The 20,106-nt window shown below is 72.4% G+C and carries 21 protein-coding genes; 10 read left to right on the top strand and 11 right to left on the bottom strand.

Translation table 11 applies throughout. From position 1 onward, the window contains the following. Positions 1-385: 385 nt before the first annotated feature. The 7 genes from FDP22_RS04895 (at position 386) to FDP22_RS04865 (ending at position 6,798) form a co-directional block, all read left to right on the top strand. Entirely contained in the window at positions 386-1,111 is a 726-nt protein-coding gene (locus FDP22_RS04895; protein WP_138575788.1) for an amino acid ABC transporter ATP-binding protein, read from the top strand. After that, positions 1,111-1,785 carry an amino acid ABC transporter permease gene (locus tag FDP22_RS04890; RefSeq protein WP_138575573.1) on the top strand — a complete coding sequence of 225 codons (675 nt, stop codon included), beginning with the start codon at positions 1,111-1,113 and terminating at the stop codon, positions 1,783-1,785. Before FDP22_RS04895 ends, FDP22_RS04890 begins: the two co-directional genes overlap by 1 nt. A gap of 4 nt (positions 1,786-1,789) precedes the next feature. Further along, on the top strand, positions 1,790-2,455 hold the full coding sequence (locus tag FDP22_RS04885; protein WP_138575572.1) for an amino acid ABC transporter permease: 666 nt from the start codon (positions 1,790-1,792) through the stop codon (positions 2,453-2,455). Between the two features lie 22 nt (positions 2,456-2,477). Next, positions 2,478-3,404 carry an N-carbamoyl-D-amino-acid hydrolase gene (locus FDP22_RS04880; RefSeq protein WP_138575571.1) on the top strand — a complete coding sequence of 309 codons (927 nt, stop codon included), beginning with the start codon at positions 2,478-2,480 and terminating at the stop codon, positions 3,402-3,404. 311 nt (positions 3,405-3,715) lie between these two features. Beyond that, a complete protein-coding gene (gene hydA, locus FDP22_RS04875; RefSeq protein WP_138575570.1) occupies positions 3,716-5,179 on the top strand; it encodes a dihydropyrimidinase in 1,464 nt (487 codons plus the stop codon). Further along, positions 5,176-5,847, top strand: a complete 672-nt coding sequence (locus tag FDP22_RS04870) for an aspartate/glutamate racemase family protein (RefSeq protein WP_239031867.1) — start codon at positions 5,176-5,178, stop codon at positions 5,845-5,847. The genes hydA and FDP22_RS04870 overlap by 4 nt, the downstream gene beginning before the upstream one ends. 12 nt (positions 5,848-5,859) lie before the next feature. Further along, the gene (locus tag FDP22_RS04865; RefSeq protein ID WP_138575569.1) at positions 5,860-6,798 is read left to right on the top strand and encodes a LysR family transcriptional regulator; all 939 of its coding nucleotides are present in this window, start codon (positions 5,860-5,862) and stop codon (positions 6,796-6,798) included. Between the two features lie 698 nt (positions 6,799-7,496). Here FDP22_RS04865 and FDP22_RS04860 read toward each other — a convergent pair. The 11 genes from FDP22_RS04860 to FDP22_RS04810 all read right to left on the bottom strand — a co-directional run bounded on the left by FDP22_RS04860 (position 7,497) and on the right by FDP22_RS04810 (position 17,341). Further along, positions 7,497-7,862, bottom strand: coding sequence for a YigZ family protein (locus tag FDP22_RS04860; RefSeq protein WP_138575786.1), 366 nt, complete (start codon positions 7,860-7,862; stop codon positions 7,497-7,499). 116 nt (positions 7,863-7,978) lie between these two features. Then, positions 7,979-9,142, bottom strand: a complete 1,164-nt coding sequence (locus FDP22_RS04855; RefSeq protein WP_138575568.1) for a M24 family metallopeptidase — start codon at positions 9,140-9,142, stop codon at positions 7,979-7,981. Between the two features lie 18 nt (positions 9,143-9,160). Continuing rightward, positions 9,161-9,826 (bottom strand): GntR family transcriptional regulator, encoded by a 666-nt coding sequence (locus FDP22_RS04850; RefSeq protein WP_138575567.1) that lies wholly within the window; start codon positions 9,824-9,826, stop codon positions 9,161-9,163. Further along, on the bottom strand, positions 9,823-11,073 hold the full coding sequence (locus FDP22_RS04845; RefSeq protein WP_138575566.1) for a hydantoinase/carbamoylase family amidase: 1,251 nt from the start codon (positions 11,071-11,073) through the stop codon (positions 9,823-9,825). Before FDP22_RS04845 ends, FDP22_RS04850 begins: the two co-directional genes overlap by 4 nt. Further along, entirely contained in the window at positions 11,070-12,020 is a 951-nt protein-coding gene (locus FDP22_RS04840; RefSeq protein WP_138575565.1) for an NAD(P)-dependent oxidoreductase, read from the bottom strand. The genes FDP22_RS04845 and FDP22_RS04840 overlap by 4 nt, the downstream gene beginning before the upstream one ends. Next, positions 12,017-12,688, bottom strand: a complete 672-nt coding sequence (locus FDP22_RS04835; protein ID WP_138575564.1) for a GntR family transcriptional regulator — start codon at positions 12,686-12,688, stop codon at positions 12,017-12,019. Before FDP22_RS04835 ends, FDP22_RS04840 begins: the two co-directional genes overlap by 4 nt. Further along, positions 12,685-13,704, bottom strand: a complete 1,020-nt coding sequence (locus FDP22_RS04830; RefSeq protein ID WP_138575563.1) for a 5-oxoprolinase subunit C family protein — start codon at positions 13,702-13,704, stop codon at positions 12,685-12,687. The genes FDP22_RS04835 and FDP22_RS04830 overlap by 4 nt, the downstream gene beginning before the upstream one ends. After that, positions 13,701-14,420: a 5-oxoprolinase subunit PxpB gene (gene pxpB / locus FDP22_RS04825; protein WP_138575562.1), complete on the bottom strand. Its 720-nt coding sequence runs from the start codon at positions 14,418-14,420 to the stop codon at positions 13,701-13,703. The genes FDP22_RS04830 and pxpB overlap by 4 nt, the downstream gene beginning before the upstream one ends. An 8-nt stretch (positions 14,421-14,428) precedes the next feature. Then, entirely contained in the window at positions 14,429-15,733 is a 1,305-nt protein-coding gene (locus FDP22_RS04820) for a TRAP transporter large permease (RefSeq protein ID WP_138575561.1), read from the bottom strand. Then, positions 15,733-16,275: a TRAP transporter small permease subunit gene (locus tag FDP22_RS04815; protein WP_138575560.1), complete on the bottom strand. Its 543-nt coding sequence runs from the start codon at positions 16,273-16,275 to the stop codon at positions 15,733-15,735. Before FDP22_RS04815 ends, FDP22_RS04820 begins: the two co-directional genes overlap by 1 nt. An 85-nt stretch (positions 16,276-16,360) precedes the next feature. Continuing rightward, positions 16,361-17,341 carry a TRAP transporter substrate-binding protein gene (locus FDP22_RS04810; RefSeq protein ID WP_138575559.1) on the bottom strand — a complete coding sequence of 327 codons (981 nt, stop codon included), beginning with the start codon at positions 17,339-17,341 and terminating at the stop codon, positions 16,361-16,363. Between the two features lie 198 nt (positions 17,342-17,539). On the opposite strand from FDP22_RS04810, the gene FDP22_RS04805 reads away from it, so the two are divergent. The 3 genes from FDP22_RS04805 to FDP22_RS04795 are packed head-to-tail and all read left to right on the top strand — an operon-like array spanning position 17,540 to position 20,105. Beyond that, complete coding sequence (locus tag FDP22_RS04805; RefSeq protein ID WP_138575558.1) at positions 17,540-18,322, top strand: LamB/YcsF family protein; 783 nt, start codon at positions 17,540-17,542, stop codon at positions 18,320-18,322. Beyond that, the gene (locus tag FDP22_RS04800; protein WP_138575557.1) at positions 18,319-19,170 is read left to right on the top strand and encodes a D-amino-acid transaminase; all 852 of its coding nucleotides are present in this window, start codon (positions 18,319-18,321) and stop codon (positions 19,168-19,170) included. Before FDP22_RS04805 ends, FDP22_RS04800 begins: the two co-directional genes overlap by 4 nt. A gap of 11 nt (positions 19,171-19,181) precedes the next feature. Beyond that, complete coding sequence (locus tag FDP22_RS04795; protein WP_138575556.1) at positions 19,182-20,105, top strand: dihydrodipicolinate synthase family protein; 924 nt, start codon at positions 19,182-19,184, stop codon at positions 20,103-20,105. The last annotated feature ends 1 nt before the right edge of the window (position 20,106 follow it).

Below are 20,106 nucleotides of genomic sequence, written 5' to 3'. Positions count from 1 at the left end.
CACGGCCGACACCCGGCCTGACGCCGGAGCCGGGCCGCGGCCGACACCCGGCCTGACGCCGGAGCCGGGCCGCGGCCGACATCCGGACTGACGCCGGAGCCGGGCCGCGGCCGACGCCCGGACTGACGCCGGAGCCGCAGCCCGGCCCGGAACCCGGCGTCGGGCCGGCCCGGGGCCCGGGCCGAGATCCGGACAGGTGCCGGACCCCTTGCCCGGCCCGACGCCGGCGAGACGACCGGCCCGAAGCGGGGATCGCCTCCCCGGCCCGGGCCTTTCCCCGCGCTCCGGCCCGCCAGGGCGCCGGGGCGCCGACACAGCCTTCCGCCGCGTCCGCTTCCGCGGGCCGGCCCTGCCTCACTCCGGAGAGCCCATGCCAGACCGCCCGATGCTCGAGATCGCCGCCCTCCGGAAAAGCTTCGGAGACACCGAGGTGCTGCGCGACATCAACCTGCGGGTGGGGCAGGGCGAACTGGTCTTCGTGATCGGGCCCTCCGGCTCCGGCAAGAGCACCATGCTGCGCTGCTGCAACCGGCTGGAGGAGCCCTCCGGCGGGGCGATCATGATCGACGGGCGCAACATCTGCGCCGGCACCACGCGGGACCTGAACCGGATGCGGCTTCAGGTGGGCATGGTGTTCCAGGGCTTCAATCTCTACCCCCATCTCACCGTGCTGAAGAACATCACCCTCGCGCAGCGCAAGGCGCTGAAGCGCGGCAAGCCGGAGGCGGAGGCCAAGGCGATGGAGATGCTGGAGCGCGTGGGCCTCGCCCATCGCGCCGGCGCCTGGCCGACGGAGCTTTCCGGCGGCCAGCAGCAGCGCGTGGCCATCGCCCGGGCGCTGGCGCTGGACCCGAAGGTGATGCTGTTCGACGAACCCACCTCCGCGCTGGACCCGGAGCTGGTGGGCTCCGTGCTCAAGGTGATGAAGGACCTGCGCGAAGAGGGCATGACCATGCTGGTGGTGAGCCACGAGATGGGCTTCGCCCGCGAGGCCGCCGACCGCGTGGTGTTCATGGACGGCGGCGTCGTGGTCGAGGAGGGCACGCCGGAGGAGGTGTTCGGCGCCCCGAAGACCGAGCGCGCCCGCGCCTTCCTGTCGCGGGTCATGTGATGGACCGCTTCATCGAGACCTTCTTCAACGCCGCCGTCATGGCGAAATACCTGCCCGACATCCTGCACGGGGTGGGGGTGACGGTGCTGCTGGCGGTGGTGATCATCCTCGCCGGGGTGGCGGTGGGGCTGGGGCTTGCCTGCCTGCGCACGCTGGGCCTGCGCTGGCTGAACGTCTTCATCATCTGCTACGCCGACATCGGCCGCTCCCTGCCGCCGCTGGTGGTGATCCTGCTGTTCTACTTCGGCCTGCCGAACGTGGGGCTGACCCTCTCCGGGCCGATGGTGCTGTTCGTGGTGCTGGCGGGCACGCTGGCGGCCTTCGCGGAGGAGATCTTCTGGGCCGGCTTCACCTCGTTGCCGCGCGGGCAGTGGGAGGCAGGGCGCGCCACCGGCCTCACCTTCGGCGAGACGCTGCTGCACGTGGCGCTGCCGCAGGCCGCCCGGCTGGCGGTGCCCTCGCTGGTCAACCGCGCGCTCGCCATCACCAAGATGACGGCGCTGGGCTCGGTGATCGGGGTGTCGGAGATCCTCTCCGCCGCCACCACGGCGCAGAGCTTCTCCGGCTCCGCGGCGCCGCTCACCATGGGCGCGCTCGCCTATCTCGCCATCTTCATCCCCTTCGTGATCGTCGCGCGCTGGCTGGAAAGCCGCTTCGCCTGGAAGAAGGCCTGACGCCATGGAGCTTTTCCTCGACCAGTTCTTCAACCTCGACGTGATGGCCCGCGCGCTGCCCTTCCTGCTGCAGGGGCTGTGGATGACGGCGAAGCTCTGCGCCGCGGTGGTGCTGCTGGGGCTCGTCGGCGGGTTCTTCCTGGCGCTCGGCTGCCTGTCGCCGCGGCGCTGGCTGCGCTGGCCCTCGGTGGTGGTGACGGATTTCTTCCGCGCCCTGCCGCCGCTGGTGCTGCTGATCTTCGTCTATTCCGGGCTGCCCTTCGCGGGGGTGCAGATCTCGCCGTTCCTGGCCGTGGTGCTCGCCTTCTTCCTCAACAACTCGTCCTACTACGGCGAGGTGTACCGTGCGGGCATCCAGTCCATCCCGCGCGGGCAGTGGGAGGCGGCGCGCTCCACCGGCCTCACCCAGGCCCAGACCATCGCCTGGGTGATCCTGCCGCAGGCGGTGCGCAACGTGCTGCCCGACCTGCTGTCGAACACGATCGAGGTGGTCAAGCTCACCTCGCTGGCTTCGGTCGTCTCGCTCGGCGAGCTGCTCTATTCGGCCAACATGGCCCGCTCGCTCACCTACAACGCCTCGCCCATCATGCTGGCGGCGCTCATCTATCTCGTCCTGCTCTGGCCCCTTGTCCGGCTCGTCAGCCGGTTCCAGCGCGGCCTTGCAGCCTGATCCTACGGAGGAAACCCGCAAAATGACCAAACTCGTGATCGGCGGCGCCCAGATGGGCGCCATCCAGAAGGCCGACAGCCGCGAAGCCGTCGTCGCCCGCATGATCGACCTGCTGGAGCAGGCGGCCGCGAAGGGCGTGGAGATGCTCGTCTACCCCGAGCTTGCCCTCACCACCTTCTTCCCGCGCTGGTACATGGAAGACCAGGCCGAGGTGGACCAGTGGTTCGAGCGCGAGATGCCGAACGGCGCCACGCAGCCGCTGTTCGACCGGGCGCGCGATCTCGGCATCGCCATCACCTTCGGCTATGCCGAGCTCACCCCCGAGGGCCGGCATTTCAACACCTCCATCGTGACCGACCGCAAGGGCGAGATCGTGGGCAAGTACCGAAAGGTCCACCTGCCCGGCCATGTGGAATACGACCCCGAGCGCAGCCACCAGCACCTGGAGAAGCGCTACTTCGAGCCGGGCGACCTCGGCTTCAACGTCTGGCGCAACGAGGGCGTGATCATGGGCATGGCGATCTGCAACGACCGCCGCTGGCCGGAGACCTACCGGGTGATGGGCCTGCAGGGCGTGGAGCTGATCACGCTGGGCTACAACACCCCCTCGGTGAACAGCCAGATGGGCGACGAGGGGCTGGCGAAGCGCCTGTTCCACTCGAAGCTCTCGCTGCAGGCCGGCGCCTACCAGAACGCCACTTTCGTGGCCGGCATCGCCAAGGCGGGCGTGGAGGACGGCCACCCGCTGATGGGCGGCTCGGTGATCGTGGACCCGAACGGCTTCATCCTCGCCGAGGCGTCGAGCGAGGAGGATGAGCTGATCTTCGCCCCCTGCGACTTCGCGGACTGCGCCTTCGGCAAATCCACCATCTTCGATTTCGCCCGCCACCGGCGCATCGAGCATTACGGGCGCATCACCTCGCAGACCGGGGTGATCGAACCGGCATGAGCGGCCCCGCCCGGTCCGGCCAGCCCGGTCCGGGCGCGCAGAACCGGGTTGAACCCGCCCCCGCCGCGCCGCATGGTCACTCCGCGTGCCGGCGCTCCGGGCCGGGCCCGGGGCCTCGCGGGGGGCCGGGAGGCGGTGCGGGCAGTCGGCGCGGGCCTGCCGGGTCGTCAGGCCGGCCAGGTGGGCGGGCCGACCGGGTGAGCAGGCGAGTCGGGTGAACAGGCGGGCCGGGTGAACAGGCGGGCCGGGAGGCCCCGGGTCAGGCCCGGGGCGCGGCGGCACGGGACGAGAGACGACAGGAGAGACGAGGCATGAGCGCGTTCGACACGGTGATCCACGGCGGCACCATCGCCACGGCAACCGACACCTGGAAGGGCGATATCGGCATCCGCGGCGGGCGCATCGCCGCGCTGGCGGAGCGGATCGACGGCGGGGCCACCCGCATCGACGCCTCCGGCCGGCTGGTGCTGCCCGGCGGCATCGAGGCCCATTGCCACATCGCGCAGGAGAGCTCCTCGGGCGTGATGTCGGCGGATGACTACTACTCCGGCTCCGTCTCCGCCGCCTTCGGGGGGAATTCGAGCTTCGTGCCCTTCGCCGCCCAGCATCGCGGCCAGTCGGTCGACGACGTGATCGCGACCTATGACGACCGCGCGGCGCCGAACTCGGTGCTCGACTATTCCTATCACCTGATCATCTCCGACCCCACGCCGAAGGTGCTCACCGAGGAGCTGCCGCGCGCCTTCGCCCGCGGCATCACCTCGTTCAAGGTCTTCATGACCTACGATCTGATGAACCTCGGCGATGGCGGGATGCTCAACATCCTCACCGTCGCCAAGGCACATGGCGCGCTCACCATGGTCCATGCCGAGAACAACGACATGGTGAAATGGATGAACCGCCGCCTGGCCGAGGCCGGGCTGACCGAGCCGAAATACCACGCCATCTCCCGCCCCGCGCTGGCGGAGGAGGAGGCGATCCACCGCGCCGTCAGCCTCGCCAAGCTCGTCGACGCGCCGCTGTTCATCGTGCATGTCTCCACCCCGGAGGGCGCGGAGATCGTGCAGCGCGAGCGGCTCCGCGGCACCAAGCTCTTCGCCGAGACCTGCCCGCAATACCTCGCCCTCACCCGTGAGGACCTGGACCGCCCGGGCATGGAGGGCGCGAAGTTCATCTGCTCGCCCCCGGTGCGCGACGCGGAAGGCCAGGCCGTGCTCTGGCGCCATATCCAGGCCGGCACCTTCGCCTCCGTCTCCTCCGACCACGCGCCCTACCGCTTCGACGAGACCGGCAAGTTCCTGAACGGGCGCGACGCGCCCTATCCGAAGATCTCCAACGGCATGCCCGGCATCGGCATGCGCCTGCCCTATCTCTTCTCCGAAGGGGTGGTGAAGGGGCGGATCACGCTGCAGCAGTTCGTCGGCCTGTCCTCGACCAACGCGGCGAAGACCTTCGGCATGGACACCAAGGGCTCCATCGCGCCCGGCATGGACGCGGACATCGCCATCTGGAACCCGGAGGAGACCCGCACCGCCACCCTCGCCGACCAGCATGACAACATGGACTACACGCCCTTCGAGGGCATGGAGATCACCGGCTGGCCGCAGACCGTGCTGTCGCGCGGCGAGATCGTGATCGAGAACCGGGAGCTGAAGGCCGGGCGCGGGCGCGGCCGCTTCGTGGCGCGCAAGCCGGTTTCCCTCACCGGGATGCCGGGCTACACCGCGCCGGAGCTGGACCCGGCCCGCAACTTCGGCGCGAAGGTGGCTCCATGAACGGCATGACCCCCGGCCCGATCCTGGTCGTCAACCCGAACTCCTCGCAATCGGTCACCGACGGGCTCTCCGCGGCGCTGGAGCGCTTCCGCGTGCCCGGCGGCCCGGCCATCGAGTGCCTCACCATCCCCGAGAGCCCGCCGGGCATCATGACCCAGCGCGACGTGGACGAGGCCGGCCTGCGGGTGGCGGCCCTCGCCGAGAGCCGGCCCGACGCCTCCGCCCTCGTCATCGCCTGCTATTCCGACCCGGGCATCGACGTGACCCGCTCCGTGGCGCGCATGCCGGTCTACGGCATCCAGGAATGCGGGGCGCTCACCGCCATGGCGCGGGCCGACCGGTTCGGCGTGATCGCCATCGCGGAAGGCTCCATCCCGCGGCACATCCGCTACCTGCGCCGCATGGGCGTGGAGCACCGGCTGGCCGGCGAGCTGGCGCTCGGCGGTGTCACCGTGGCCGAGAGCGGCCATGGCGCGGAGACGCTCGCGCGGCTGATCGGCGTCGGGGAGCGGCTGAAGGCGCTCGGGGCCGGGGCGGTCGTGCTCGGCTGCGCCGGCATGGCCAACCACCGCGCCGCGGCGGAAGAGGCGCTCGGCGTCCCGGTGATCGACCCCACCCAGGCGGCCGTGGCCATGGCGCTCGGGGCGATCCTCGCCCGCGCGGCCTGAGGCGCGGCGCGCATGTCCGCCCCCGGCCGTCCCCCGCAGGGTCAGGCGCCCGAGGTGTCGCTGCGCCTGCTGGAGATCTTCGGGGCGATGATGCGCTGCGAAACCACGGTGGAGGCGGCGGAACTGCTGGGCATCTCGCAGCCCGCGGTCTCCAACGGGCTGCGCCAGATGGAGAGCCAGCTGGGCGTGACCCTGTTCGAGCGCCTGCACCGCCGCCTGCACCCCACGGAGGAGGCGACGCTGCTGTTCGAGGAGATCCGCCCGGTCTTCGGCCTGCTGCGCGGCTTCACCTCGCGGGCGCGCGACATCCGGCAGGGCCATTCGGGGCGGTTGCGCATCATCGCCACGCCGCCGCTGGGCCACACGGTGGCCCCGGCCGCGCTGCGCAACCTGCTGCGCGACCGGCCGGAGGTCTCCGTCTCCTACGACGTGCGCCGGCTGGAGAACGTGCTGGAGGCGGTGAAGGACGGCACGGCGGACATCGGCCTGGCGCTGGCGCTGGAGCGGCACCCGGCGGTGCATGTGGAGGTGCTGCACCGCGGCCACATGGTGGCGCTGGTGCCGGCGGCCTCGGAGCTCGCCGCGCGCGCCGAGGTGACGGCGCGCGACCTCGCGCAGAGCGGCTTCATCGGGCTGGTGAACGAATCCCGCCTCGGCAAGCTGCTGCAGACCGCCTTCGAGCGCGACGGCGCGGAGTACGACCCCCGGGTGGAGGTGCGCTACTGCTCCACCGCCGCGGTGCTGGCGAACGCCGAGCTGGGCGCGGCCGTGGTGGACCCGTTCACCGCGCAGTTCCACGCCACGCCGGGGATGGTGTCGCGCCCGTTCATGCCGCCCTCCGAGGTGACCGCCGTGCTGATCCTGCGCCGCGGCGTGCCGCGCTCGCGGCTGCTGCACAGCTTCATCGCGGAGCTGAGGGCGGTGTTCCAGGCGCCCGGGGCCTTCACGTGAAACATTCAGGCTTCCTGATATAGCGCCCGGGCCGGCCCGGCGGAGGAGGTCTCGACCGGTCGCCCCTGACGCAGCACGGTCCGGGACCGGGTCCCGCAAGGGGACCGCGGAGCCCGGCCCGGGCCGGCCGGTCCCTCCGGGCCCGTCCGGCCGGCGCGGGATGTCGGCCGGGCGTCCCGGCCAACCGGACACCCGGCGCGCTCCCCCCTTCCGCCCGGGCGACCAGCCCGGGCCGCGCCCGACCCTCCCCCCGGGAGGGCGCGATGGCGATGTCATTCGGAGTTCAGCCCTCCTTCGGGGCTTTCGGGATAAACCGCTGACCACAAGCGCGGCGGCGCCCGCCCAGGGGTCGGGCGCGGCCCTTCGTGCCAAGATCGGAGCGGGAAAGTGCTTGTGCGATCCGCGCGGCTGCGGGAGGTCTTCGATGCCCGATGCCCGATGCCCGATGCCCGATGCCCGATGCCCGATGCCCGATGCCCGATGCCCGATGCCCGATGCCCGATGCCCGATGCCCGATGCCCGATGCCCGATGCCCGATGCCCGATGCCCGATGCCCGATGCCCGATGCCCGATGCCCGATGCCCGATGCCCGATGCCCGGCGTTCCGGGAGGGGCCGGCGACCGGCGGTGGGCGGGGAGGCTGTGACCGGGGGCCGCGGGGCTGCCTCGGCCCCCGCGCGCGGGCCCGTGTCCGGCCGTCAACCCTCGGCGGCGCGCCTCGCGTGGTCGAGGTAGATCCGCACCGCGTCCTGCACGTGGCGGAAGCGGTCTCCGCCGAGGTGCTTGCCGCCGTACCATCGGGTGACGACGACGATCTGTCCGGTGAGGCCCTCGCGCTCCAGCATCCGCAGGATCACCATGCCGGCGCCGCTCTCGCCGTCATCGTTCTTGATCGGGCCGCCGGCGGTCAGCAGGCCCCATGTGTTGTGGGTGGCCTTCGCGAATTTCTTCCGGCGCTTCAGCGTGGCGATGAAGGCGCGGGCCTCCTCCTCCGAGGCGCAGGGGCCGCCGGAGACCGCGTATTTCGAGCCGCGGTCGCTGATGATGTTCTCGAGCACGATCATCGCACCGGCGTAGCGGCGGCCCGGCGGCATTGCAAGCCGACCCCGGGCCGGCCGGAAGCGCAGCGCGGGCGCGCCGCCGGGCGGACCTTTGCCCGGCGCCGGGGGGGCCGGAGCGCTCAGCGTACGGCGATGTCGCGCGGCAGGGCGGAGAGCGGTTCGCAGCCGGTGGCGGTGACGATGACCGTCTCGCTTGCGCCCACCGTCCAGGTGCCGAAGGCGCGCAGCGTGGCGGGGAGGTGGAAGACCATGCCCTCCCGAAGCTCCGTCTCCACCCCGGTGAACAGGCTCAGCACCGCGCCCTCGCCCCAGTCCGGCGCGAAGGCCACGCCCATGGAATAGCCGATGCGCTTGCCGAAGGCGGAGGTGTGGCCGGCGGCGTCGATCACCGCCTGCGCGGCGTCATGCGAGGCGGAGCAGGGGGCGCCGGGGCGGATGGCCGCGAGGGCGGCGGCGAGGGCCTCCAGCGCGCAATCCATCATCGCGCGGGCCTCCGCCGGGGGGGTGCCGATCCAGACGCTGCGCATCAGCGCGGCGTGGTAGCGGGCGTGGCTGCCGGCGAGTTCCAGGAACACCGGGTCTCCCGACTCCAGCACGCGGCGGCGCCAGGTCATGTGCGGCAGGCCGGAGCGCGGGCCGGAGGAGACCAGCGGCTCCATCGCCATCGCCTCGGACCCGGCGCGGGTGGCGGCGGAGAGCATCGCTGCGGCGATGTCGTTCTCGCTCACCCCGGCGCGGCAGGTGTCCAGGGCGGCCCGCATGCCGGCCTCCGCGCTGACGGCGGCGGTGCGGATGGCGGCGCGCTCCGCGGCGGACTTGACCATGCGCAGCGGCTCCAGCAGGCCCGAGCCGTCCGGCAGCGGGCCGGCGCCCACCGCCGCCTCGATGCGCGCGATCATGTCGGGCGAGACGAACCAGCCCTGCCGCTCCAGCGCCGGGCGGGTGAGGCCCATGCGCGCCAGAAGGGCGGCCAGCGCGCCGGCCGGGCTCTCGCCATCCGCCCAGGTGGTGAGCGGCACGAAGGTGTTCGCCGCCGCCCCGGGCGCCTCCAGCAGCCGCACGAGCAGTTGCGGCGCGCCCTCCAGCGGCAGCACGAGGGCCTGGAAGGCGAAATACCCCGCCGTCTGCCGCCCGGTGAGCCAGAAGATGTTCTCCGGCCCGGTGACGACCAGCGCCTCGAATCCGGCGGCGGCGAGGGCGGCGCGGGCGCGCGCCTGGCGCTGCGCGAACTCGGTCTCGGGGAAGGCGGCCTCGCAGCCGCGGGGCAGGGGAGAAGGGGTCATCTCGGGGTCTTTCAGGGGTCAGGGCCGGCCGAGCCAGCCGAGGAAACGGGCGCGCACGCTCTCCAGATGCGCCTCCATCGCGGCGCGGGCTGCGTCGGGGCGGCCGGCGGCGATGGCCTCGATCACCGCGAGATGCTCGGCCGCCTGCTCGGCGAAACGGTCATGCGCGCGGGTGATGGTGCAGCGCCGGGCCTCGGCGCGCATCTGCGCCAGGAGCTCGGGGAGGAGCTGCAGGCCGGCGGTTTCGGCCACGGCGGCGTGGAAGGCGTCGTCATCGGCCCAGAAGGTGTCGAAGGCGGTGTCGCGCCCCTCCGCATAGGCGCGCATGGTGTCGCGCGAGGCCTCCAGCGTGGCGGGCAGGGGCGCTCCGGCGGCGATGCGCTCCGCCGCACGGGCGGCGGCGGCGGCTTCCAGCAGGCGGCGGGTCTGCACGATTTCCAGCAGGGTTTCCGCGGTGACCGGGCGGATCATCAGCGCGCCGCCGGGCAGCCGGGCGATCACCCCTTCGGCCTCCAGCCGGGAGATGGCCGCGCGCAGCGGCGTGCGCGAGACACCGGAGGCCGCCGCCAGCCCGCGCTCGGTGAGCATGTCCTCGGGGGCGAATCCCCCCTCCAGGATGCGGCTCTTCAGGGCGCCGTAGGCCTGCTGGGCCAGGGTGCCCGGGGCGGCGGCGGGGTCGGTCATGGCCGGGCCTGCCGGTCTGCGAAGGCGGCGTGGATCATCCGCACGGCCTGGCCGAGGTCCGCGGGGTCCATGCCCTCCTTCGGGTTGTGGCTGCCGTCCCAGTTGCGCAGGAACACCATCACGGACTCCCAGCCCGCCTGGGCGAAGGCCGCCGCGTCATGCCCGCCGCCGGAGAGGATGCGGCGCGGCGCGTGGCCCAGCGGCGCGGCGGCCTCCGCCAGCCGGCCGCCCAGCGTGGCGGAGAGCGGCGAGGGCGTGCTGCGCGACTGGGCCCCGAGCGCGAAGCGCACGCCGCGCGCGGCCTCGATGGCTGCGATCTGCGCCTTCAGCTCGGCGTCCATCCGTTCCAGCACCGCCACGTCGTCCGAGCGCAGGTCGAGGCAGAAGTCGCAGAGGCCCGGCACCTTGGCGAAGGCGTGCTCGTCGGTGGCGGCGTCCACCCGGCCGAAGGTGACGGCGAGGTCATGCCCCTCGGCCAGCACCTCGCCCCACACCCGGTCCAGCCCGGTGACGAGATCGGCGAGGGCGAAGACCGCGTCGGCGCGCGCGCCGCGCGGGGCGCCGCCGGAATGCGCCCAGGTGCCCTCGATGCGCGCGTTGCGGTAGCGCAGGCCGCCGCGCACGCCCTTCACGATGGCGAAGGGCTCGTCGGCGTCGAACAGCACCGGGCCCTGCTCGATGTGCAGCTCGATGAACTGCGCGGGGGCGAGGCCGGGGCCGCGCAGCACCGCGTCCGGGTCCGCGCCCTCGTCGCGCATGTGATCGGCGAGGGTCCGGCCGGTGTCGCAGCGCACGGCCTCCATCTCCTCCGGCTTCAGCCGGCAGAGGGCCGCGCGCGAGCCGATGTAGGACACCGGGAACCACACGCTCTCCTCCGCCCGGGTGACGGTGACGACGATGTCCGTGGGCGGGGTTTCGCCGCTCCGCACGAAGGCGGCCGCGAGGGCCATGGCCCCGGCCACGCCCGCCGTGCCGTCATAGGCGCCGCCATAGGGCACCGTGTCGACATGCGAGCCGATGTGGAGCGCGGGCGCCGTGCGGTCGCGGCCCGGCAGGCGGGCGAAGAGGTTCATGCCGGCATCGCGCGTGACCTCGAGCCCCAGCGCCTCGGCCTCCTCGGCCACCACGCCGTGCGCCTCGGTCTCCAGCGGGCTGTAGGAGGGGCGGGTGAAGCCCGGCCCGGGCAGGCTGATGGCGTTGATGCGGGTCAGCAGGCGGTCGATGGTCTCGTCGATCACGTGGGTCATGCGAAGTCCGGTTCCGGGGCGTTGAGGGCCGTTGCGGGGCGCTGCCCGGAGAGGGCGGCGATGACATGCCCCGCCGCACCGATGGCGACCCGGCGGAGCGCCTCCTCGGTAGTGCCTCCGAGATGGGGTGTGAAGACCACCCGGGGGCTTTTCCCCAGCGGGCCGCGCGGCGCCTCCGGCGAATAGACGTCGAGCCCGGCGGCGGCCAGCCGCCCGGAGGCGAGTGCCGCGGCCAGCGCGGCCTCGTCCACCAGCCCGGCGCGGGCGGTGTTCACCAGGATGGCGCCGGGCTTCAGCGCCGCCAGCGCATCCGGGCCGATCAGCCCCCGGGTTTCCGGGCGCAGCGGCGTGTGCAGCGAGACGAGATCGGCCTGCGCCAGCCCCTCCGCGAGGCTGGCCACCCGCTCGAAGCCGCCCACGTCGGTGGCGCGGGGGGAGTGGACGAGCACCCGCATGCCCAGGGCGACGGCGAGCATCCGGCCCAGCCCGGCGCCCGTGGCGCCCCAGCCCACGATCAGCGCGGTCTTGCCGGAAAGCTCGGTACAGGAGTGCGCCTCGCGGAAGCCGGGCCGGCCGGCGCGCTCCGCGGCATCGGCGGCGGGAATGGCCCGGGCGGCGGCGAGGGCGAGGCCGAGCGCCAGTTCGCTCACCGAGCGGGCGTTCGCGCCGGGCGTGTTGCACACCAGCACGCCGCGGGCGGTGGCGGCCTCCTTGTCCACCGCGTCATGGCCGGCGCCGTGCACCACCACCACCCTCAGTGCGTCGGCGGCCGCGAAGGCCGCGGCGGAGAAGCCGGCGTCCCGGGTGATGGCGGCGGCGCAGCCGGGGATGAGGCGTGCCACGGTCTCCATGTCCGGGGCGGGGCAGGGCACCGGGGTGATGCCGTTCGCGCGCAGCAGGGAAAGGCCGGCCTCGTGAACGGGTTGCAGGATCAGGCATCTGGTCATCGGGTCTGTCCGGAGAGAGTGTCGATACGGGCGAGGATGGCGTCGCGCGCGCCGGCCACATGGGCGGCCATCAGGCGCGCGGCGGCGGGGCCGTCGGCGGCGCGCAGGGCGTCGAGAATGCGCAGGTGCTCCTCGCAGCCGCGACGGAAGCGCTCGGGCACCTGGGTGTGGTCGAACATGCAGGTGCGCAGGCGCAGGTCGTCGACCGTGCGCAGCAGGACGGCATTGCCGGTGGCGCCGGCGAGCAGGCGGTGGAAGGCGTTGTCCACCCGCCAGTGCTCCTCGCCCTCCTCCTCCTCCTCGCCGGGGCTGCCTGCCTCGGGGCCGGTGTCCATCAGGGCGCGGATGCGGGCCTCGATGGCGTCGAGATCGGCGGCGGGGAGGGAGGTGGCGGCGCCGGCGCTGTAGCTCTCCAGCGCGCCGCGCAGGAAGAAGATCTCCTCCACCTCCGCGCGGGTGAGCCTGCGCACGCGCAGGAAGCGCCCGTCGCGGGCCGCCAGCCCCTCCGCCTCGATGCGCTTGATCGCCTCGCGCACCGGGGTGCGCGACATCTCCAGCACATCGCCCAGCTTCGCCTCCTGCAGGGCGTCGCCGGGGGCGATGGCGCCGGAGAAGATCATCTCGATGATGCGGGCATGGGCCTGGCGGGCCAGCGACAGCGGGCTCATGGCTCGGCCGCTTCCGGCCCCACCACGCCGTCGATCAGGTTGACCGACAGCAGGTATTCCGAGCTGAGCTGCAGGCTGCCCTTGGGTGCCAGCGTGTCGATGGCCCGGGCGAGGGCGCGGCGCGCGGCCAGCGCCGCCTCCTCCGCCTCCTCCCGGCTCACCCTCGTGAAGCTCAGCGCCCCGCCGCTGGGGGTTTGCGCGAGGCGCGGCAGGTCGGCCGAGGCGACGGTGGCGATCTTGGGATAGCCGCCTGTGGTCTGCCGCTCGGCCATCAGCACGATGGGCCGGCCGGAGCCGGGCACCTGCACCGAGCCCAGCGGCGTGCCGTCTGAGACGATGTCATGCCCCTTCGCGGCGCGGATCTCCTGGCCCTCCAGCGCGGTGGCCATGCGGTCGCGCGTGGCGGAGACGGTGAAGCTGCCGCCGGCGAAGGCCGCCCAGGCGGCCTCGTCGAAGAACTCGTCCTGCGGGCCGGGCACCACGCGGATCGGGCCGGTGCCGCGCGGCAGGGGGCTGCGCAGGCGCAGGCAGGGACCGATGGCGGTCTCGCCCAGGGGCAGGTCGTCGCCCTCGCGCAGGGCGCGGCCTTCGTGGCCGCCGAGGCCGGTGCGCAGGTGGGTGGCGCGGGCGCCCAGCACCGGGGGGGTCTCGATGCCGCCCGAGACGGCGAGGTAGCCCCAGACCGCGTCCTTCAGCGCGCCGACGCCGAGCACCTGGCCGGGGGCGAGCTCATGGCTCTCCCAGGGGGCGAGGGCGGCGCCGTCGCGGCTCAGCTGCGCCTCGCCGCCGGTGACGGCGATGCGCACCGGGGCGGTGACCTCGAACGTGCCGCCGAAGCCGGCGTATTCCAGCCCCGCCGCCTCCGGCCCGTTGCCCACGAGGGCATTGGCCAGCGCGAAGGCCGGCGGGTCCATGGGCCCCGAGCCGGAGACGCCGGCATGCAGCAGCCCGCGGCGGCCGCGGTCCTGCACGGTGAGCATGGGCGAGGCGCGGCGGATCTTCAGCAGCGCGCTCATGCCGCCACCTCCGGGGTGACCGGGGTTTCGCCGCGGGCCAGCGCCGCGTCGAGCCTTGCGGCCTCGGCGGACGTGACGGGGTGGAAGCGGATGCGGTCTCCGGCGCGGAACAGGAAGGGCTCCTCCCGCGCAGGGTCGAAGGGCACCAGCGGCGTGCGCCCGAGGAAGCGCCAGCCGGAGGGGCCGGCCACCGAGTTCACGCTCGCCTGCTTGCCGCCGATGCCGATGGAGGAGGCGGCGACGACCTGGCGCGGCGTGGCCCGGCGCGGGGTGTGCAGCCGCTCCGGCAGCCCGCCGAGATAGGTGAAGCCCGGCGCGAAGCCGATCATGTGCACCCGGTACTCGGCCGAGCCGTGCAGGGCGATGAGCTCGTCCGGGCTCATCTCCTTCATGCGGGCCATCTCCTCCAGGTCCAGCCCGGTCTCGCCGCCGTATTCCACCGGCACGCGCCACAGCCGGGCGGCGCCGGGGCGCACGTCGAGCGTCTCCAGCCGGGCGAGCAGCGCCGGCCCCAGGGCCGCGCCGCGCACCGCCCCGGGGTCGTAGAGCACGAGGAGCGAGCGGTAGGTGGGCACCGTCTCCTCCACCCCGGGGATGGGGTCGTCGGCGAGGGAGCGCGCCAGCGCGATGACCCGCGCGTTCACCGCCTCGTCCACCTCGCAGGAGAGTTCGACGGTGAGGGCCTGGTCGCCGGCGGCGAGGATGCGGGGAGTCATGGCAGGTGTCAGTTCCGTGCGGAGAGCGTGTCGGGCAGCCAGGTGACGATGCCGGGGAAAACGGCGATCACCAGCGCGAAGGCGGCCATGATGAAGAAGAACGGCAGCGCCGCGCGGGCGATGGTGCCGATCCGGTCGCCGGTGATACGCTGGATGACGATGAGGTTGAACCCCACCGGGGGCGTGATCTGCGCCATCTCCACCACCAGCACCAGGAACACGCCGAACCACACCTTGTCGTAGCCGGCGGCGAGCACCAGCGGCAGGGTGATGGGCAGGGTCATCACGATCGACGACATGCCCTCCATCAGGCAGCCCAGGATGACGTAGAACACCAGCAGCACCACGATGAGCGCGAAAGGCGAGAGGCCGAGCGCCTGGATCTCGCCGGCGATGTAGCGCGGCAGGCCGAGATAGCCCAGCGAGACGGAGAGGAACATCGCCCCGATGATGATCAGCCCGATCATCGCCGAGGTCTGGGCGGCGTGGTAGGCGGCCTCGGCGAGGGTTTTCACCGAGAGCGTGCGCTGGAACAGCCCGATCAGGATGGCCCCGGCCACGCCCACGGAGGCCGCCTCGGTGGGCGAGGCGATGCCGCCGTACATGGAGCCGATCACCGCGAGGATGAGCAGCAGCACCGGGCCCAGCCCGCGCAGGGCGGCGAGCTTTTCCAGCAGCGTGGTGTGGGGCGGGGCCTCGCCCACCAGCGAGGGATCCATGACGGCGCGGATGCCGAGATAGCCCATGTAGGAGAGCGCCAGCAGGCCGCCGGGCAGGATGCCGGCCATGAACAGCTTGAGGATCGATTCCTCCGCCAGCACCCCGTAGATGATCATGATCACCGAGGGCGGGATGAGGAAGCCCAGGGTGCCGGCGCCCGCGAGGCTGCCGATGATCAGGTTGCGGTCATAGCCGCGGCCGATCAGCTCGGAAGCCGAGATGCGCCCCACCGTGGCCGTGGTGGCGGCGGAGGAGCCGGAGACGGCGGCGAAGAGCGTGGAGGAGAGCACGGTGATATGGCTCAGCCGGCCCGGCAGGCGGCGGGTCCAGGGCGCGAGCCCGGTGAACAGCGCCTCGGAGAGCCGGGTGCGGAACAGGATCTCGGCCATCAGGATGAACAGCGGCAGGGCGAGCATCTCCATGCTCACGGCGGAGTTCCAGGCCTGCTGGGCGAAGAGCTTCTCCACCGGCATCGTCGGCTTGAACAGCGCGAGCGTGCCGATGCCCGCGCCGATGAGGCCCAACCCCACCCAGACACCGGTGCCGAGCAGCAGGGCGAGCAGCCCCAGCAGGGTGAGTCCGATCTTGCCCATCACGCGGCCTCCTCGGTTTTCGGTTCCTCGATGATCGTCTCGCCGCGCAGCACCCGCAGCAGCTGGGCGAGCATCTGGGCCACGAAGATCAGCGCGCCCAGGGCGAGCACCAGTTGCGGGATCCACAGCGGGGTCTTGACCACGGAGGAGGCCGTGGTGCCGCGCCCGAAGGAGAGCCAGGCCATGTGCCCCAGGGCCCAGAGAATGAAGGCGGTGACCGCGAGCCCCACCACGCAGGCCGCGAGGTCCATCACCCAGACCGCCCGGCGCGGCACCGCCTCGTGCAGCGCCGTCACCCGCACATGCGCACCGCCGCGCAGCGCGCTGCCGCCGGCCAGCAGGAAGCACGCGCCCATCATGTAGGCGGCGTAGTCCCAGCTGAAGGACAGGCTGGTGCCCCAGATGTTGCGCGCCAGAACCTCGGCGAAGATGAGGCCGAACAGGGCCATCAGGCAGGCAGCGGCAAGCACGCCCCCCGCAAGGGTGATCCGGTCGATGCCGCGGATCAGCGGCCCGAACCGCTCGGATCTCGTCTCGTCCATGGGAAAGCTCCGGCTGGCGCGTGGAAGGTGGGGGCGGAGGGGGAGGGGCCGCGGGCGGGGCATGCCGCCCGCGGCCGGTGCCGGCTTACTGGCGCGCGGCGAGGTAGGCGTCGATGTAGGGCGCGGCCTCGGGCACGCGCTCCTTGAAGGCGTCCCACATCGGCTTCGCGCGCTCCATCAGGGCGGCCTTCAGCTCCGGCGAGGGGGCGGTGACGGTCATGCCATGCTCCTTGAGCACGGCGATCTTCTTCTCGTCCTCGGCCTTGCTGGCCAGCCAGAAGTCACCCTCCAGCTTCTCGGCCACGGCCTCGATCGCGTCCTGGTCCTCGGCGGAGAGTTCGTTCCAGGCGTCCAGGTTCACGGTGACGATGTTGGAGGAAGCCTGCCAGTTGAAGGTGCTCATGTTGTCGAGGAACTCCCAGAACGCGCCGTCCACGCCCGAGGAGGAGGAGGTCGTCACGCCGGAGATGGTGCCGGCGGCCAGCGAGGGCACCACCTCGCCCCAGGGCATCTGCAGCGGCGCGGCGCCGAGGCGGGTGAAGAAGTCATGCCCGTTCGCGTCCACCACGCGCAGCTGCAGGCCGTCGAGATCCGCGATCGTGTTGATCGGGTTCTTCGAGTACACGGCCTGGCCCGGCCAGGGCACCATGTAGAGCAGCTTCTGGTTCATCGATTCGGCCACTTCCTCCACCTTGGGGCGGTAGAACTTGTGCAGCAGCGCGAGGTCGGCCATCGTCGGGGCCAGGTAGGGCAGGGTCTCGACGCCCAGCACCGGCGCCTCGCCCACCTGCTGGCTCATCAGGATGTCGGCGATCGGCACCAGCCCGTCGCGCACCGCGGCCATGCCCTCGGGGCCCTTGATGCCCAGGGCGCCGCCGGAATGCACGGTGATGACCACGTCGCCGTTGGTCACCTCCTTCACCGCCTCGGCGAATTTCATCGCGTCCTGGGTGTGGAAGTTGCCCTCGGGCCAGACCACCGACATGTCCCAGGCGGTCTGGGCCGCGGCGGGCAGGGCGAGGGTGGCGAGGAAGGCGCCGAAGGCGGCGCGGGACAGGTGTTTCATGTCAGATCGGCTCCGTGTTGGGGATAGCGATGCGTCGGGATCGGGCCCGTTGAACTCTTGTCATTTCGGTATACCACCTGTATGGCAAGACATGCCAGACGCAGCGCCGAATTTTTTCGCAGCGCGGACGCAATGATGAAATTATGCGCTTCGGAGGCAGGTAATTGCCCGGCGCAGCAGCACGGAAGGGACGGCCACATGGCGATCTCGATCGATCTCAACTGCGACATGGGCGAAAGCTTCGGCGCCTACACCATAGGCGACGACACCGCGATGCTGGAGCTGATCACCACCGCGAACGTGGCCTGCGGCTTCCATGCCGGCGACCCCTCGGTGATGCGCGACACGATTCTCGGCGCGAAGGCGCGCGGCGTGGCCGTGGGCGCGCACCCCTCGTTCATGGACCTCTACGGCTTCGGCCGCCGCCGCATCTCCGGCGAGCGCCCGGAGGACCTGGAGGCCCAGATCATCTACCAGATCGCCGCCATCCAGGGCATGGCGCAGGCGCTGGGCTGGCCGATCACCCATGTGAAGACGCATGGCGCGCTGGGCAACATGGCCGCCGAGGACCGCGGCCTGGCCGAGGTCTGCGTGCGCGCCGCGCAGGCGGTGGACCCCACGCTCACCTTCGTCACCCTGCCCTATTCCGAGCTGATGACCGCCGCGGAAGCCGCCGGCCTGCCCGTGGCCTGCGAGGTGTTCGCCGACCGCACCTACACCGATGCCGGCGCGCTCACCCCCCGCAGCCAGCCCGGCGCGGTCATTCATGACACCGCGCACTGCGTGGACCAGGTGCTCACCATGGTGCGTGACGGGTTCATCCCCACCACCGGGGGCGGGAAACTGCCGGTGACCGCCGCCACCCTGTGCATGCACGGCGACACGCCGGGCGCCGTGACCATGGCCGCCGAGCTGCGCCGCGCGCTGGAGGCCGAGGGCATCGCCATCGCCCCCTTCCGCACCCCCGGAGCCCCGGCATGACCCGCACCGTCTGGCACAAGGGCGCCTTCATGCCCGAGACCGAGGCACAGGTGTCGATCTTCGACCGCGGCTACCTCTTCGCGGACGCGATCTACGAGGTGACGGGTGTCGTCGGCGGCAAGCTGGTGGAGTACGAGGGCCATGCCGCGCGGCTGCAGCGCTCGCTCTCCGAGCTCGGCATTCCCTGCCCGCTCACGCCCGAGGAGCTGCTCGCCGTGCACCGCGAGATCGTGGCGCGAAACGCGCTCGACGAGGGGCTGATCTACCTCCAGATTTCCCGCGGCCCGGCCGACCGTGACTTCGTGTTCCCCGCCGCGCCCGAGCCCACGCTCTCGCTCTTCACCCAGGCCAAGCGCGTGCTGGAAAACCCGCAGGCGGAGCGCGGCATCTCGGTGATCTCGCTGCCCGACCTGCGCTGGGCGCGCCGCGACATCAAGACCGTGCAGCTCCTCTACCCCTCCATGGCCAAGATGCAGGCCAAGGCCGCCGGCGCCGATGACGCCTGGCTGGTGGAGGACGGCACCGTGACCGAGGCCAGTTCCGCCACCGCGCACATCGTCCTGGGCGGCACGCTGATCACCCGGCCGCTCTCCACCGCCATCCTGCACGGGATCACCCGCGCCTCCACGCTCGATCTCGCCCGCGCCGCCGGCATTTCCGTAGTGGAGCGCGCCTTCACCCTGCGCGAGGCGCAGCTCGCCGACGAGGCCTTCATCACCTCCGCCACGAACTTCGTGCTGCCGGTCATCTCCGTGGACGGCAGGCCCGTGGGCGACGGCACGCCCGGCCCCGTCACCCGCCGCCTGCGCGAGATCTACATCGCCGACCGCCTGTCGCGCGCCATCTGAGGAACCCGAGAATGCCGCTGATCGACCGCACCACATCCGGCGTCTACATCATCTGCGCCACCCCCTTCACCGAGACCGGGGCGCTGGACCTCGACAGCCTCGACCGGCTGGTGGATTTCTACGTCGGGACAGGGGTCACCGGCCTCACCATCCTCGGCATGATGGGCGAGGCGGACAAGCTCACCCCCGAGGAGCGCCGTGCCGTGATCGACCGGGTGATGGCCCGCACCAGCCTGCCTGTGGTGGTGGGCGTGTCCGACGCAGGGCTGGGCAACCTCGCCGCGCTGGGCCTCTACGCGATGGAGAAGGGTGCCGCCGGCCTCATGGTCGCCCCCTCGAAGGGCAGCCCGCGCGAGGACCGCGTGATCGCCTATTTCCACGCCGTCGCCGGGGCGCTGGGCCGCGACGTGCCCATCGTCTTCCAGGATTTCCCGCAGTCCACCGGCATCCCGGTGTCCTCGCGCACCATCCTCGAGCTCTCGGCCGACCTGCCGCAGATGGTGATGCTCAAGCATGAGGACTGCCCGGGCCTCACCAAGATCACCACCCTGCGCGAGGCCGAGGCGACGGGCGCGCCGCGCCTCTCCATCCTGTGCGGCAACGGCGGGCTCTACCTGCCGCAGGAACTGGCCCGCGGGGCGGACGGCGCGATGACCGGCTTCGCCTATCCCGAGGCGCTGGTCGAGACCGTGCGCCTGTGGCAGGAGGGCAAGCAGGCTGCGGCGGAGGACCTGTTCGACCGCTACCTGCCCATCCTGCGCCACGAGCAGCAGCCCGGCTGGGGCCTCGCCGTGCGCAAGACCGTGCTGATGAAGCGCGGGGCCATCGCCTGTGCCGCCACCCGCGCGCCGGGCCCGCGCCTCACCGGCACCGATGTCGCCGAGCTGGAGCGCCTGATGGGCCGGCTCGCCAAGAAACTCGCGAAGGAGGTCTGAT

This window comes from Paroceanicella profunda (assembly GCF_005887635.2).
GTDB classification, from domain to species: Bacteria; Pseudomonadota; Alphaproteobacteria; order Rhodobacterales; family Rhodobacteraceae; genus Paroceanicella; species Paroceanicella profunda.
This window is presented reverse-complemented; position numbering and strand designations above follow the sequence as displayed.